Origin of the sequence: Pseudozobellia thermophila, assembly GCF_900141855.1 — a bacterium.
In the GTDB taxonomy this organism is placed as follows: Bacteria; Bacteroidota; Bacteroidia; order Flavobacteriales; family Flavobacteriaceae; genus Pseudozobellia; species Pseudozobellia thermophila.
In genome coordinates, this window is the sequence record NZ_FQYU01000003.1 from 373165 (window position 1) to 387176 (window position 14012).

General features: G+C 48.6%; 9 protein-coding genes. All 9 read left to right on the top strand.

Annotation, left to right across the window (positions count from 1 at the left end; translation table 11 throughout):
- Positions 1-29: 29 nt before the first annotated feature.
- The 9 genes from BUB37_RS11495 (at position 30) to BUB37_RS11535 (ending at position 13974) form a co-directional block, all read left to right on the top strand.
- Positions 30-3389, top strand: coding sequence for a SusC/RagA family TonB-linked outer membrane protein (locus tag BUB37_RS11495; protein WP_072993679.1), 3360 nt, complete (start codon positions 30-32; stop codon positions 3387-3389).
- Positions 3390-3407: 18 nt separating this feature from the next.
- Positions 3408-5096 (top strand): SusD/RagB family nutrient-binding outer membrane lipoprotein, encoded by a 1689-nt coding sequence (locus tag BUB37_RS11500; protein ID WP_072993682.1) that lies wholly within the window; start codon positions 3408-3410, stop codon positions 5094-5096.
- 169 nt (positions 5097-5265) lie between these two features.
- On the top strand, positions 5266-6489 hold the full coding sequence (locus tag BUB37_RS11505; RefSeq protein ID WP_139278101.1) for a hypothetical protein: 1224 nt from the start codon (positions 5266-5268) through the stop codon (positions 6487-6489).
- Positions 6490-6498: 9 nt separating this feature from the next.
- Positions 6499-7197 carry a formylglycine-generating enzyme family protein gene (locus BUB37_RS11510; RefSeq protein ID WP_170863158.1) on the top strand — a complete coding sequence of 233 codons (699 nt, stop codon included), beginning with the start codon at positions 6499-6501 and terminating at the stop codon, positions 7195-7197.
- Positions 7198-7223: 26 nt separating this feature from the next.
- Positions 7224-9542, top strand: a complete 2319-nt coding sequence (locus BUB37_RS11515; protein WP_072994033.1) for a hypothetical protein — start codon at positions 7224-7226, stop codon at positions 9540-9542.
- Between the two features lie 57 nt (positions 9543-9599).
- Positions 9600-10583: an ROK family protein gene (locus BUB37_RS11520; protein ID WP_072993691.1), complete on the top strand. Its 984-nt coding sequence runs from the start codon at positions 9600-9602 to the stop codon at positions 10581-10583.
- A 31-nt stretch (positions 10584-10614) separates the two neighbouring features.
- Positions 10615-11250, top strand: a complete 636-nt coding sequence (locus BUB37_RS11525; RefSeq protein WP_072994035.1) for a D-sedoheptulose-7-phosphate isomerase — start codon at positions 10615-10617, stop codon at positions 11248-11250.
- Positions 11251-11407: 157 nt separating this feature from the next.
- Positions 11408-12694, top strand: a complete 1287-nt coding sequence (locus BUB37_RS11530) for a DUF3748 domain-containing protein (protein ID WP_170863159.1) — start codon at positions 11408-11410, stop codon at positions 12692-12694.
- A gap of 47 nt (positions 12695-12741) precedes the next feature.
- Positions 12742-13974 carry a sugar MFS transporter gene (locus BUB37_RS11535; RefSeq protein WP_072993698.1) on the top strand — a complete coding sequence of 411 codons (1233 nt, stop codon included), beginning with the start codon at positions 12742-12744 and terminating at the stop codon, positions 13972-13974.
- The last annotated feature ends 38 nt before the right edge of the window (positions 13975-14012 follow it).

The following is a 14012-nucleotide window of genomic DNA, read 5'->3' on the forward strand; positions in this document are numbered from 1 at the left end:
ATCAATCTTAATTAACGACTGTATCAAAAATGAAAAAACAAAAAATTAAACTATTGCTTCTATTGTTTTTGGGTTTGTTTGTTACCGACATGGCAGCCCAGAAACTTGTTGAAGGAACGGTTAGTAGCACGGACGGGGAACTTTTACCAGGGGTTTCGGTAGTCTTAAAAGGAACCATTACCGGTGTAAGTACCGATTTTGATGGTAATTACAGTATCGAGGTGCCCGGCAACGATGCCGTCTTGGTCTTTTCGTATCTAGGGATGGAGACCAAAGAGGTAACGGTCGGCGACCAAACTACCTTAAATGTGCTATTGGAAATGTCTTCCGAGGCATTGGACGAGGTGGTCGTAACGGCCTTGGGAATTTCAAGGGAAAAGAAATCGCTCGGATACTCGGTGGCCGAGGTGGATGGCGATGATGTGACCACGGTAACCCAAGAGAACGCGTTAAACGCCTTGAACGGTAGGGTTGCCGGGGTTCAGATCAATTCGACGGGAGGTACCGGATCGACCGTCAGCGTTGTGCTTCGCGGGGCCTCTTCGTTGACGACCGACAACCAGCCCCTATATGTTATCGATGGGGTGCCGCTTACGAGCGGTCTTACCAATATCGGTACCATGGGTAGCGGTATCGCCGTTGATTATGGGGGCGGTATCGGGGACATCAACCCCGATGACATTGCCAATGTCTCCGTCTTAAAAGGACCTAGCGCCGCGGCACTTTACGGTTCGAGAGGTGCCAATGGGGTAATTATGATCACTACAAAATCGGGCAGTAAGAGCAAAGGCCTGGGTATTACGTTCACTTCCAGCAACGTGTATGAAACACCCTATAAATTTTTGGAGAAGAGTACACGCTTTGCCAACGGTAGTCGCCCCGACCCCAATACTACCCAAATCGATGAAACCTCGTCCGGATGGGTGGGACCCGAACTTGATAAAGGTTTAAGTGCGATACAATGGCCATATACGGATGAGGAAATAGCAAGCGGGGTCGGTATTGCCACCCCCCTAATTTCAAGAGGGGCGAACAATGCCAAAAACTTCTTTGAATCGGCATACACCCTGACCAATACCATTGCGATAGAGAACAATACCGACCGAATGAACTACCGGTTGTCGTATACCAACATGAAGCACGAGGGGTTTATTCCCAATTCCGACTTGCACCGAAATAACTTTGGGATCAATAGCACCTTTGATGTCAACGACAAGTTGAGAATAACATCGAGTTTAAAGTACACGATCTCAGGTGCCGATAACCGGCCATCGACTACAGAAAGAAATGCCAACCCTTTACAGGCATTGTACGATATTAACCCCCACATCGATATACGCGATTTAAGGGATTATTGGTTGGTCGAGGGCCAGACCCAGAATGCCCCTTATAATTTTGGCGACGACCCATCCGACTTTGAATACAATAACCCGTATTTCATGGCCTATGAAATAAACAATGGTTTTGAGAGAAAGCGGTTAATGGGCAACATTCAGGCCGATTATAAGTTTACGGATAAGCTTTCCCTAATGGTGCGCTATGCCTATAACGACTCCCATGAGGAAAGGGAAACCAAGATATCGAGCGGTTTTAGCCGGGAAATGAACGGCGCGTATGGACTGCAGCACCTGAACGGGGTCGAAAGCAACGCCGATTTTTTACTGTCTTATACGGATAGGCTCAGTGATAGCTTTGATTTTGGCTTGTCCGGTGGCGGTAACATAAGAAACGTGTCCAACAGTTTTGTATCTACCCAAACAAAGAACGGGGGGGCTGGTTTGATCATCCCCAACTTATTCTTGCTATCCAATATTGCCTCGGACAACATCGATTATACCGAAACACGCTCGAAAGAACGTGTCAACAGTCTGTATGCCTTGGGTAACATCGGTTATAAGGATATGGTATATGTCGATGCCACGCTTAGAAACGATTGGTCGAGTACCTTGCCCGAGGCCGAAAATAGCTTTCTATATCCCTCTGTATCGACCAGTATCTTGGTAAACAATATGTTCGATATGGGAAATAACGTGTCCTTGTTCAAGCTGCGTGTCGGTTGGGCGCAGGCAGGTAACGATACGAGTCCGCACAACTTATATGCTATCTTGAGCAATTCGGGCGATTGGGGGGCAGCTTCCCAACTGACCGTAAGCGAAGCCTTGAAAAACGACAAGATCAAGGCGGAACTCAATACCTCGACCGAGTACGGGGTCGATCTATCCCTCTTTAAGAACCGCTTGAACATGGATTTCACCTACTATGAGTCCAATAACGAAAACCAAATATTCCAAAAATCGCTTCCCATATCTTCGGGGGCGACCAGTAAACTGTTCAATGCAGGTAATTTGAACAGTAAGGGCTTCGAGGCCAGTTTAGGGGGCGTATTGATCGATGGTCCGGACTTGCGATGGAACATGAACCTGACCTACACCACCAACAAAACCATTATTACCGAGTTGGCCGAAGGAACCGACTACGTCAATTTTTGGAGCCAGGCAAAAGGAGGGGCGTATACCTGGGTAGGGGAAGAAGTAGGCCAAATCGTCGACAGGGCCTTTGTCCGGGTCGAAGACGTCAATTCACCCTATTACGGATGGCCCTTGTTGGATGACGAGGGTTGGGAAAACAGTGACAGCACCTTGTCCGACGAAGACGGCAACAGGGTGGCGCCCGTAATCGGCAATTATAACCCCGATTTTAAAATGGGGCTGCAAACATCCATCCAGTACAAAAATTGGAACCTGTCCATGAATTTTGATTGGAGGAAAGGCGGTCAATTTGTTTCGCAAACCTATAGGTATATGGAATCGGATTTGCAATCCACCAGGTGGCTTGATAAAGTTTACGACTTGAGCGACGTGGGCGATATACCGACCTATATCAAGGAAAATGCCGATGTGTTTTTATCGCCCGACGGGGATTTTTATCCACTCGTCGGAGGCCCAACGGCCGAAGATGGCGGTTTTCCGGTCGACGATTTGAACGATGGGGTGTTTTTACCCGGTGTAATTGGCTATTATGACGAAAATGGAAACTTTATAGCCGAACAAGAGAACATTGGGGGGCCGGGAACGCAGTACCATACCTATGGGGATAATTACGCATGGGACTTTACACGGGCCTCTACCTTCGATGCCGATTACGTGAAGCTTAGGCAGATCTCAATTGGTTACACCTTCCCGGGCAAAGTGTCCGAAAAGTTGGGAATGCGCAACCTATCGCTATCCTTGTTCAGCCGTAATATCATCTTGTGGACAAAGGCCAAAATCAACATTGATCCAGAATCTGCTTTTCAATATTCCAACGGCAATCTCTCCCAAGGGGTAGAACGATATAACATTCAGCCTTGGGCAATACCCGTGGGGATCAAACTAAACGCAAGTTTCTAAAAAATAAAAAATAAGATTATGAAATCGGTTAAAAACATAGTAATACTATTTCTATTAGTCCCATTGGTAATTATTGTTTCTTGTGACGATGGGCTTGTCGAAGTAAACGAAAACCCCAATGGGGTAGAGGCGAGTGTGGTCGATCCCAACCTATTGATCAGCTCGGTAATGACGGGCTTGGCGACAAGTACCACAAGTAGGGGGTATTCCGGCGATACCGGTGCCGCCTCACAATACATTCAAAAAGATTCTTGGTCGAGCAATCGCTACGACTGGGAAACGGGAACGATTTGGAGCTCCAATTACGCACTGTTGAGAACCAACAAGGTGGCTTACGATAGGGCGGTAGAACTAGGCTTGCCTTTTCACGAAGGGGTTACCTTGATCTTAAAATCGATGTTGTTCGGCAATCTGACCGATTACTACGGCGATATTCCTTACTCCGAGGCCTTACAAGCGGGCGATCTGGAAGGGGAACGACCCGCATACGACACCCAAGAGACCGTTTATAAAGGTATTATCGCCGATTTGGAAACCGCTTCAAGCCTTTTGGGGGGCTCCAATTATGAGGGAGTCGTAGCAAAGCAAGATGTATTTTATGGCGGGGATGCCTCAAAGTGGCAGAAATTGGCCAATTCCCTGGCCCTGCGCTACTACATGCGCCTATCGGAGAAATTACCGGCGTTCGCCGAAGCCGGGGTTACCAGTACCCTTGCGAAACCCTTGATCAGTGACATCGAAGACGAACTGGTCTTAAGTTATGTGGGCGGTATTGAAAGCCAATCCTGGCCCAGTAGTGGCCAATTTGGTTCGGCATCCGATTTTTATAGGGTAAAGCCCTGTACAACCTTGACGGATAAGTTAAAGGAACTGGACGATCCGAGAATTTCAGTCTGGTTTGCGCCGGTTGCCGTGCCCACAAAGGTGGTACCTGCCGCAGAAGTACCGGGCGGTGGCGATATGGCCGAAGAGGACGGTATTCGCTATATCAGCGAAGAATCCTTGGATGCCAACGATTATGCGATATACTCGCAGGCAACCTACGCCGCTGACTTGCAGGCAGGTAAAAAATTGATCGATACCAGTAGTGTTTATGTCGGTTTGCCCGTGGCCGTAAGCGCTGTGGATCCTTATGAATACAATTTGAATGCAGAAGGGTCAAGGGGCGGTACCAATGATTATGTATCGCGGATGAACGAGGTTTTTAACCAGAAAGAGGATGGCGGCAACCTGTTAAAGGCAAGGTTGTTTTCTTATGCGGAATTGTCCTTCTTAAAGGCAGAGGCGGCCATAAGGGGCTGGGGCTCCGATGCCGAAGGCAACTATTTGGAAGGAATCAAGGCCTCGCTCGAAGTATGGGGCGTTGGCGATACCTTTTCCGATTATATTACGAATGAAGGCGTCGCTTTCGACGGTACCCTAGAGCAAGTTATGGAGCAAAAGTGGATCGCCAATATGTTCAATGGCGATGAAGCCTATCTGGACTGGAGAAGGACCGGATTGCCCGACCTAAAAGCCGGTCCCTTTGCAAGGGAGGATGTTATGCCGTTAAGGTTCATCTATCCGGAAGACGAAATCAATACGAACACTACCAATTATATCGAGGCGGCATCCTCATTGGAAGAGACCCCTTACAGTACAACAGATCCCAACGACAGCCCCTACGCCAGGCCATGGATCGTACAAGGAGTGCCCACGCCTTGGTAATACCGTTGGAAAATTGGAAGATATTGCCATTTGTTGTTTGAGTTAATTAGCTGAAATTACCTGGGGGAATCCTCAGGTAATTTTTCACGTTTACGAAAGACAGGGCTTGTTGTTGTTTGCAATTTCAGGCCTAGGCCCTATGCCGTAAACCGGCCTATAATCATTGCGTATGAACCATAAATTGAAATATCGTCTCGCTGTTCCGATGGCCCTTTTTGCCCTCTTGCAGCTCCAGTCGCAAAAGGTAAATGAATTTCCAAGCAAATCGGATCCACTTTATAAGAAGGTCGATATGTACGATAAGCTGATGTTGGGCAATCACTGGAACGAAGGGGCCATCATGCAGCACGTGATATTTCCGCCGGCAGGCCTGGACAGGCCGATTATAGGTTCGCAGGCGGATTGTTTGGACCCTACCTCTGAAATGTTGGCGGCCTATTCGCACAAATACGCCATTACAAAAAATGAGGAGGATAGAAAGATAGCGAATCGCATATTCGAGGCCGTTCTGAAACTTGAAAGGGTGACCGGGGTAAGCGGCCTGGTGGCCCGTAGTTTTAATAAAACCGACAAACCCTTGTGGCACGAAAAGGTGATGTGGTACGACGAGTGGCACGAATCATCGTCCATGCCCGGTTACCGTTGGTTGGGCGATTTGAGTGCAGATAAGTTCACTTCTATATTTTACGGGGTCGGTACCTTTTGGGAACTCTGCGCCGATGAAAAGTATAAAAAGAAGGCGGCCGGACTCCTAGACCGGTTTATCGGGCGGGTAGTCGACAACAATTTCAAGCTTACCGACCTGGATGACAAAATGACCTTGTGGGGCAATTTTTGTCCCGACCTTCCCCATCAATCCCTTAATTCGCTGGAAATGCTGGCCGCGCTTAAGGTTACCTACAAGATTACGGGCAAGGAACGCTTTAATGCTGCCTACCATATGTTGATCGATCGCTATCATTACGACGACGACCAGATCAATTCCAAAATTTTATTTCCAGAAGAATGGCGCAATGTAGGCGACGACTACCATGCGGCGCGATCGCTTTACATGCTGATGCGGTTTGAAGACGACCCCGACCTGTTGAACAAATACCGTATGAACTTGAATAGGCACTGGTACGACTGGAAGAATATTGAATTTACCTGGGAAAGCACCATCTGGTTTATTATGGTGTATTACGTCCTTACCGGCGAAGATGTATTTACCGAAGAAAGAATACAGGCTATCAAGGATATGTGGGGATTTGAACGGCGCACAAGGGAGTTTAAGATTCCCCAAGATGACGGAAGCTTCGAACTTGTTAAATCCGAAGAGGAAGGTACGGCGGCAGCGATGATCCGTAACTATTGGTTCGGCCGATATTATGGCATTATTGATGAAAAATGGTAATTTATGCTTATGAATAGGTATATCGGAACAATGTTGGTGCTTTTTGGCACGACCTATATTTTTGCCCAAAACCGACCCCAGCCGCCCGAAGGCATGGTCTATGTGGAAGCCGGTAGCTTTATTATGGGGAGTACGTATGGAGACCCCGACGAACGGCCGCGGCATATCGCCTATACAAAGGCCTTCTTTATCGACAAGTATGAAGTGAGCAATGCCGAGTTTGCCGAATTTGACCCGACCTTTGAATTCCCTACTTCCAAAAAGGACAATGCGGCCATCGTAACCTGGTCGCAGGCCAATGCTTATGCCCAATGGGCCGGAAAGCGGCTTCCTACCGAAAAGGAATGGGAAAAGGCTGCGAGGGGCGTGGATGGACGGATTTTCCCCTGGGGAAATACCTACGACAATACCTATGTGGTATGGGATCAAAAAAGTACAAGGGGAACCTCGATAGCCAAACCTACCAGCCCCTATGGTTGCTATGATATGGCAGGCGGGGTATGGGAATGGACCGCGGATTGGTATAAACCCTACCCGGGTAACGATGTGCCGATGGAACAATATGGCGAAACCTATAAGGTGATGCGGGGCGGTTCCAACTTTAACAACCATTCCTTTATACGCACTTCACATAGGTATTACCTGTTGCCCGAAGATTTAAGGGCCTATCCCGTGGGATTTAGATGTGTTTTAGATGTTAAAAAATGAAACGGAACCCTATTGATATATCGCTTATGTCCAGATTTTTTCTGGTGCTCTTCGCCCTAGGGGCAATGGTGGCATGTACGGGCCCTTCCAACGATAACTTGGATTTGGCCGATGCCCGTTTTATCGTTTCGCCCACCCTTGAAATTCCCTTTAGGGAAACGGTGGCCGAGGTTTTGACCGAAGAAGTTGAAAAACGGACCTCCCTAAAAATGGGGAAATCCCAAAATTGGGAGGGGGCCACATTGATCGTATTGGCCCTACAGGACGACCCCGAGGTATACGGTGTTCCATTGCCCGTGGCGGAAAAAAGGCTAAAGAATGAAGGGTATCGCATTCTTCATGGGAAGCATCAAGGGGGCGATGTACTGTGGGTCATAGGTGCCGACCCGCGCGGACTGCTCTACGGTATCGGTAAACTGCTGCGTTTGGCCCATATGGAGGAAGGAAGACTGCGGGTGCCAAAAGATTTGGATATATCCTCGTCGCCCGAATACGCGCTGCGCGGACATCAATTTGGGTATAGAAATACGGCCAATTCGTGGGATGCTTGGTCCGTTGAACAGTTCGACCAGCATTTTAGGGAGCAGGTATTGTTCGGGGCCAACAGCTTTGAGAATATCCCTTTTCAAGATCCAGAATCGAGCGTGCACTTTAAAATCGACCCTCGCGAGATGGAGGTGCGCATGAGCGAAATTTGTGCCAAATACGATGTAGATTATTGGGTCTGGACCCCCGCACCCGAAGATTTGAGCGAGGATGGGGCGCATGAAGAGGGATTGCGACAACAGGAAGCGTTCTATGCCCGATGCCCCAAACTTAACGGGGTTTTTGTGCCCGGCGGTGATCCAGGGGAAAATCATCCTTCCCGATTGATACCCTACCTCAAGGATTTGTCCGAAGTTCTAAAAAAATACCACCCCGATGCCGGAATATGGGTTTCCTTGCAGGGCTTTGACGAAGAAAAAACGGACTATTTTTTCGATTACTTAAAGACTACTGAGCCCGATTGGCTAAAGGGGCTGGTCAATGGCCCCAGTAGTCCGCCCTTGGAAATTGAACGGCAGCGGCTGCCCAAAAAATATCAATATCGGTTTTACCCCGATATAACACATACCGTTCGCTGCCATTATCCCGTAGAAAGGTGGGACCAGGCCTTTGCCCTGACCCTCGGCCGCGAGCCCTGTAATCCGCAACCCGAACAATACGCCAAGTATTTTCGTAGGGATGTAGGGTATACCGATGGTTTTATTACCTACTCCGATGGGTCGCACGACGATGTCAACAAAGTAATCTGGAGTCAGTTGGGATGGGATTCGGCACAAGATTTACGTCAAATTGTTCTTGAGTATTGCCGGTTCTTCTTCGGTCGGGAGGTGGCCCAAGAGGCTACGGAAGCGATTTTCGCCTTGGAAGATAATTGGGACGGCCCCATTTTGGAGAACGGTGGAATTGCCGAAACCCTGGCGCTTTGGCAAAAACTGGAGGAACAATATCCCGCCCTGTCCGACAATTGGAGGTGGCAACAGCTGGTCATGCGTGCTTACTACGATGCCTACATTAAAGAAAGGCTGGCCTATGAAAAAGGTCTTGAAACGAAAGCCAACGCCGTGCTTGCCCGCGCAAGGGAAATTGGGGCCGAACAGGCCATGGAGGAAGCCCTTGAACACCTCGAAAAAGCACAGACCGAGTTGGTGGCCCAAGATTTAAAACAAAAGGTTTTTGAATATGCCGAAGCCCTTTTCCGGTCCATTGGTGCGCAGACCAGCGTGCCAAAATATAAGGCCCGCAGTGCCGAACGTGGGGCTGTTCTAGACTTTATCGATCATCCCCTGAACAATCGATGGTGGCTCGAAGACGAATTTGAAAAGATCAAAAAGCTCGCTTCCGAAGAGGAAAAATTGGCCAGGCTCGAATTTATTCGAACCTATGAATTTCCGGGGGAAGGGAGTTTTTACGATAACGTTTCGAGTGCCGATGCCCAACATGTAATTTCCGAAACCGATGATGCCATTGATTATCTTTGGGAAAATGAAGGGCTCAGTAGAAAACGCCTGTCTACCCAGCTGTTCCAGTTCTCACCGGTTTTGGTATATGATGGACTCGATGCCGGTTCGGATTACCTGATACGGGTATCGGGCTATGGCGAGGCCCTGCTGAGGGCCAACGGGCAACGGTTGAAACCCACCAAATACGAAAAAGGGTTCGAGCAATTCAAAGAATTTCCCCTTCCGAAAGACCTGATCAAGGAAGGAAAATTAAAAATTACCTTTGATCAACCCGATGAAGCGCATTTAAATTGGAGAAAACAATCCAGGGTAACCGACGTATGGCTTTTAAAACAATAACCATTGGGTTCGCTACCTTTCGGAACGTATCGATCGAGGTTATAAAAACGGAAATAGATGATAGACCAACCCCGCTCTAAAGAACCTTCGGATTTTTATATCGGCCTCGATATCGGGGGCACCAAATGTGCCGTAGTCTTGGGCGACCGTAATTTCAAGATCTACGAAAAAGTGTTTTTCGAAACAAAGGTATCGCGGGGCCCGGCCCTTATCATCGACGAGTTTAAAGGGCATGTCCATAAGCTTGTCGATAAATACGGGCGTGAAAAATTGGTGAAAATCGGAATAAGCTGTGGCGGTCCGCTCGATTCTAAAAAGGGATTGATCAAATCGCCCCCAAACTTACCGGGCTGGGACGCCATTCCCATAGTCGATATCCTCGAGAAAGAGTTTCGGGTAGATGTGGCCATTCAAAACGACGCCAATGCCTGTGCCTTGGCCGAATGGATGATGGGGGCGGGTGTAGGAACCGAGAACATGGTATTCCTGACCTTTGGAACGGGGATGGGGGCGGGACTCATCCTGAACGGCAAAATATACTCGGGAACCAATGACCTTGGGGGCGAGGTAGGCCATCTGCGTTTGGCCGATGACGGCCCTGTAGGCTTTGGAAAGGCGGGCTCCTTTGAAGGGTTTTGCAGTGGAGGGGGGATTGCGAAGTTGGCCAAAACAACCGTTGAACATAAACTTAAAAACGAGATAGCTGTTGGCTTTTGTCCAACAGTGGAGGGTATCGATGCCCTAACGGCCAAATCGGTTTTTACGGCCGCCCATAAGGGAGATGCCACGGCGCTGGAAATCGTAAGGATTTCGGCCTACTACCTCGGTAGGGCATTGGCCATACTGATCGATACCCTAAATCCCGAATGCATCGTTATCGGTAGCATTTACGCCAGAAACGAGGCTTTGTTAAGACCCCTGGTTTACGAAGTGCTCGAAAAAGAGGCCATTCCCGAAGCCCTTGGGGTATGTCGCATCCTACCGGCCAAATTGGGCGATAAAATTGGAGATTACGCCGCCTTGGGCGTGGCCATGCAGTAAATGGTCGAATTCGAAAAAACTGATGATCAATATGAGCATAGAAAAAACCATAGAAAATGTAGTGCAGCGCTATCCAGAGCTTAAGAGCTGTAGTGGGGCAATAAAAAATGCCGGAGAGGCCCTGATTGAATGTTATCGCAACAGGGGCAAGTTATTGGTCTGTGGTAACGGGGGAAGCGCTTCCGATTCAGACCATATCGTGGGCGAGTTGATGAAGAGCTTTTCCAAAAAACGTCCTGTTGGCGATGCGGTCAAGGGAAAGTTGCAAGAGACTTCGGGCGAAAGGGGAGCGGTATTGGCATCACAACTCGAAAGAGGATTGCCGGCCATCTCTTTGAATGCCCATGGCGGATTGATTTCGGCAATTGCCAACGATATTGGGGGCGATTTTGTCTTTGCACAGCAAGTGTTGGGCTACGGCCAAAAAAACGACGTTCTTTTGGCCATCAGTACCTCCGGGAATTCCGTAAATGTTTTGGATGCCTGCATTACGGCCAAGGCCCTGGGGATAAAGGTCATTGGCCTACTTGGTGAAACGGGGGGCAAGATCAAGGGCTTTTGTGATGTGCCGGTATGTGTGCCCGCTACTAATACGGCCGAGGTACAAGAGTTCCATTTGCCCGTATACCATGCCTTGTGCATTATGGTGGAAGAGACTTTCTTTTAATTTAAAAGGATGTATATCCCCCAGGTTCTATGGAACTTAGTAAATAAAAACAGTATAGACGTAAATGTGTACATCGAAAATTTCCGCTTCCTCGTTGATTATCTTATTTTGCCTCCTGATGGCCTGCAAAGAACGTATGGAAACCAAAAGCAAAACAATGGTTGAAAAACAGATTACCTTCAACGCAAAGACCCATGCATTGGACAACAACGACAATTTTTCCCCCGACGGGCGTTTTTTGTGCTACGATACGCGCTATATGGTATTCAATACCAACTTGGCCAATTGCAAATCCATTGAAAAAGTGAACATCGCCACCGGTGAGGAAACCGTGTTGTGGCAGCCGGAATCGGTTTCTGGGGAAAATGGGGCACCCGGAGTGGCCGCGGTTTCATATCACCCTACCGAAAATAAGGTAATCTTTATTCATGGCCCCCGATTGGACGAGGTTGGGGAAAGGGGCTACTACGGCATACGGAACAGAAACGGTGCCATTGTGAGTGCGGATGGAAGCGGAGTGTTTTCATTGGCCGACTTTAGGGATGTGGCCACCGATAGACCCACCACCCCGGGAGCGCACCGTGGGGGTACGCACCGGCACGAATATTCGAGGAACGGTAAACGTATCGGCTTTACCTACGACGATTATTTGCAACAGGAATACGATCGTACCATAGGCTATATGGAAGTAAACAAAAAGGCCCCGGAAGGTTTTGACCATTATTTTGCGGTATTGTTGAAACCGGTCAAAAAAGGCGAATCAAAACCGGGGGAAATCGAAAAGGCCTATGGCGATTCATGGGTCGATTCCTTGGGAACGAAAAGGGCCTTTATCGGTAAGGTACGGGCCGAAAACGGCGTTGATTACCAAACTTCCCTCTTTGTGGCCGAAATACCCGATTCGGTCGATATTACAACGGCCTATTCGGGTGATGCCGATAATTATCCTGAACCTCCAAAAGGCATCAAAATAAAAAGATTGACCCATAGTACCCGTGATGAGGGTATTGTGAGGGGCTCCTACTCGGGCCGACGTATCGCCTACCTATCGGAAGATGAAAGAGGCATATTGCAGGTCTTTGTTATTCCGGTCGATGGTTCCGATCTTCCCGACGATTCAAAAAAAAGACCGGTGCAGGTGAGCCATTATACCGAGGATGCAGGCTATATTAGATGGCATCCTTCCGATCAGTGGTTGTTTTCCATTAGTGGCGGAAAGGTCTATGCCAGTTATGTGGGGGGCAGGGAGGCTTTCGGAAAAACGATTTTATTGACTCCCGATGACCTACAGCGGGAAGCCCTTGTGGTTTCCCCTGACGGAAAAATGCTGGCCTATAACGTCGATATGCCAAATACCAGCGTTTCACGCATTATCGACGGTAAACCGAACAACCTATACAAGCAGATCTTCGTTTTGGGCCTGCAGGATGCCCTGACCTATTAAGCCCATATCGGGCATAGGCCAAAATACAATAACCTAAACCTAGAGAATTGAAAAACCAGACTTCGACCAACCGCTACAGAGGTGCCTTTGCCCTTATGACCACCCTTTTTTTTATCTGGGGGGCCATTGTCTCATTGAATGATATTTTGATTCCCCATTTCAAGGGGCTGTTCAACATGAACTATACGGAGACCATGTTGATCCAGTTCTGTTTTTTCGGCGCCTATTTTTTAATGGCGGTTCCGGCAAGCCTGCTAATTGAGCGTATCGGATATAAAAAGGGAATTTCCGCCGGATTGCTGACCATTGGTTTGGGGGCACTGTTGTTCCTGCCTGCCTCATGGACGGTTTCGTATCCCTTGTTTTTATTCGGACTGTTTACCATGGCTACGGGAAGTGTAATTCTTCAAGTGGTGGCCAATCCCTATGTGATTATCCTAGGTAAACCCGAAACCGCCTCGAGTCGCCTGAATTTGGCCCAGGGCATTAATTCTTTGGCGACTACGCTTGCCCCATTGGCCGGCGGTTTTTTGATATTGGGGCATTACAATACCTCTAAGGAAGCGGCCGCCGCCGTTGAAGGTCCCTATCTGGGCCTTGCTATTTTCGCTTTCTTGATCGCAGTTGTTTTCTTTTTTCTAAAGCTGCCCAAGGTATTGGAAACCGATGGCGTTAAGGTAAGGGGAAACGTGTTGAAATTTAGGCAACTGCGATTGGGTGCCATCGCCTTGATGTTGTACGTGGGGGCCGAGGTGGCCATTGGTAGTTTTATCGTAAACTTTTTGGGGGAGCCGAACATTGCCGGTCTTGCCGAGAAAGAGGCCGCTACCTATATTCCGCTCTATTGGGGCGGGTTGATGATTGGCCGTTTTTTGGGGTCGGCCATCCTGCAAAAGGCCAGTGCGCAAAAGGTATTGTGTGTGTCGGCCCTGGCCTCTGTGTTGCTGCTTGCCGTAACCATACTTACCAACGGTTATGTGGCCATGTGGGCCATGCTGGTCGTGGGCCTGTTCAACTCGATCATGTGGTCCAATATTTTTACATTGGCCGTAAACGGTCTTGGGAAATACACCAATAAGGCCTCGGGTATTTTGGTGATGGCTCCGGTCGGAGGGGCCCTATTGCCGTTATTGCAAGGTGTTCTGGCCGATATGCCGGCCATTGGGCTCCACCTATCCTACATCCTACCGCTTTCGTGCTATGCATTTATCATTTACTATGCGGTAAACGGCCATAAGCCCGGTGCCAATGAATTGGCACAAGTAGAGGCGGGACATTAAGCCGGTAGGGAGAAAGACAAAAAGGGGGCTGCCCTGTC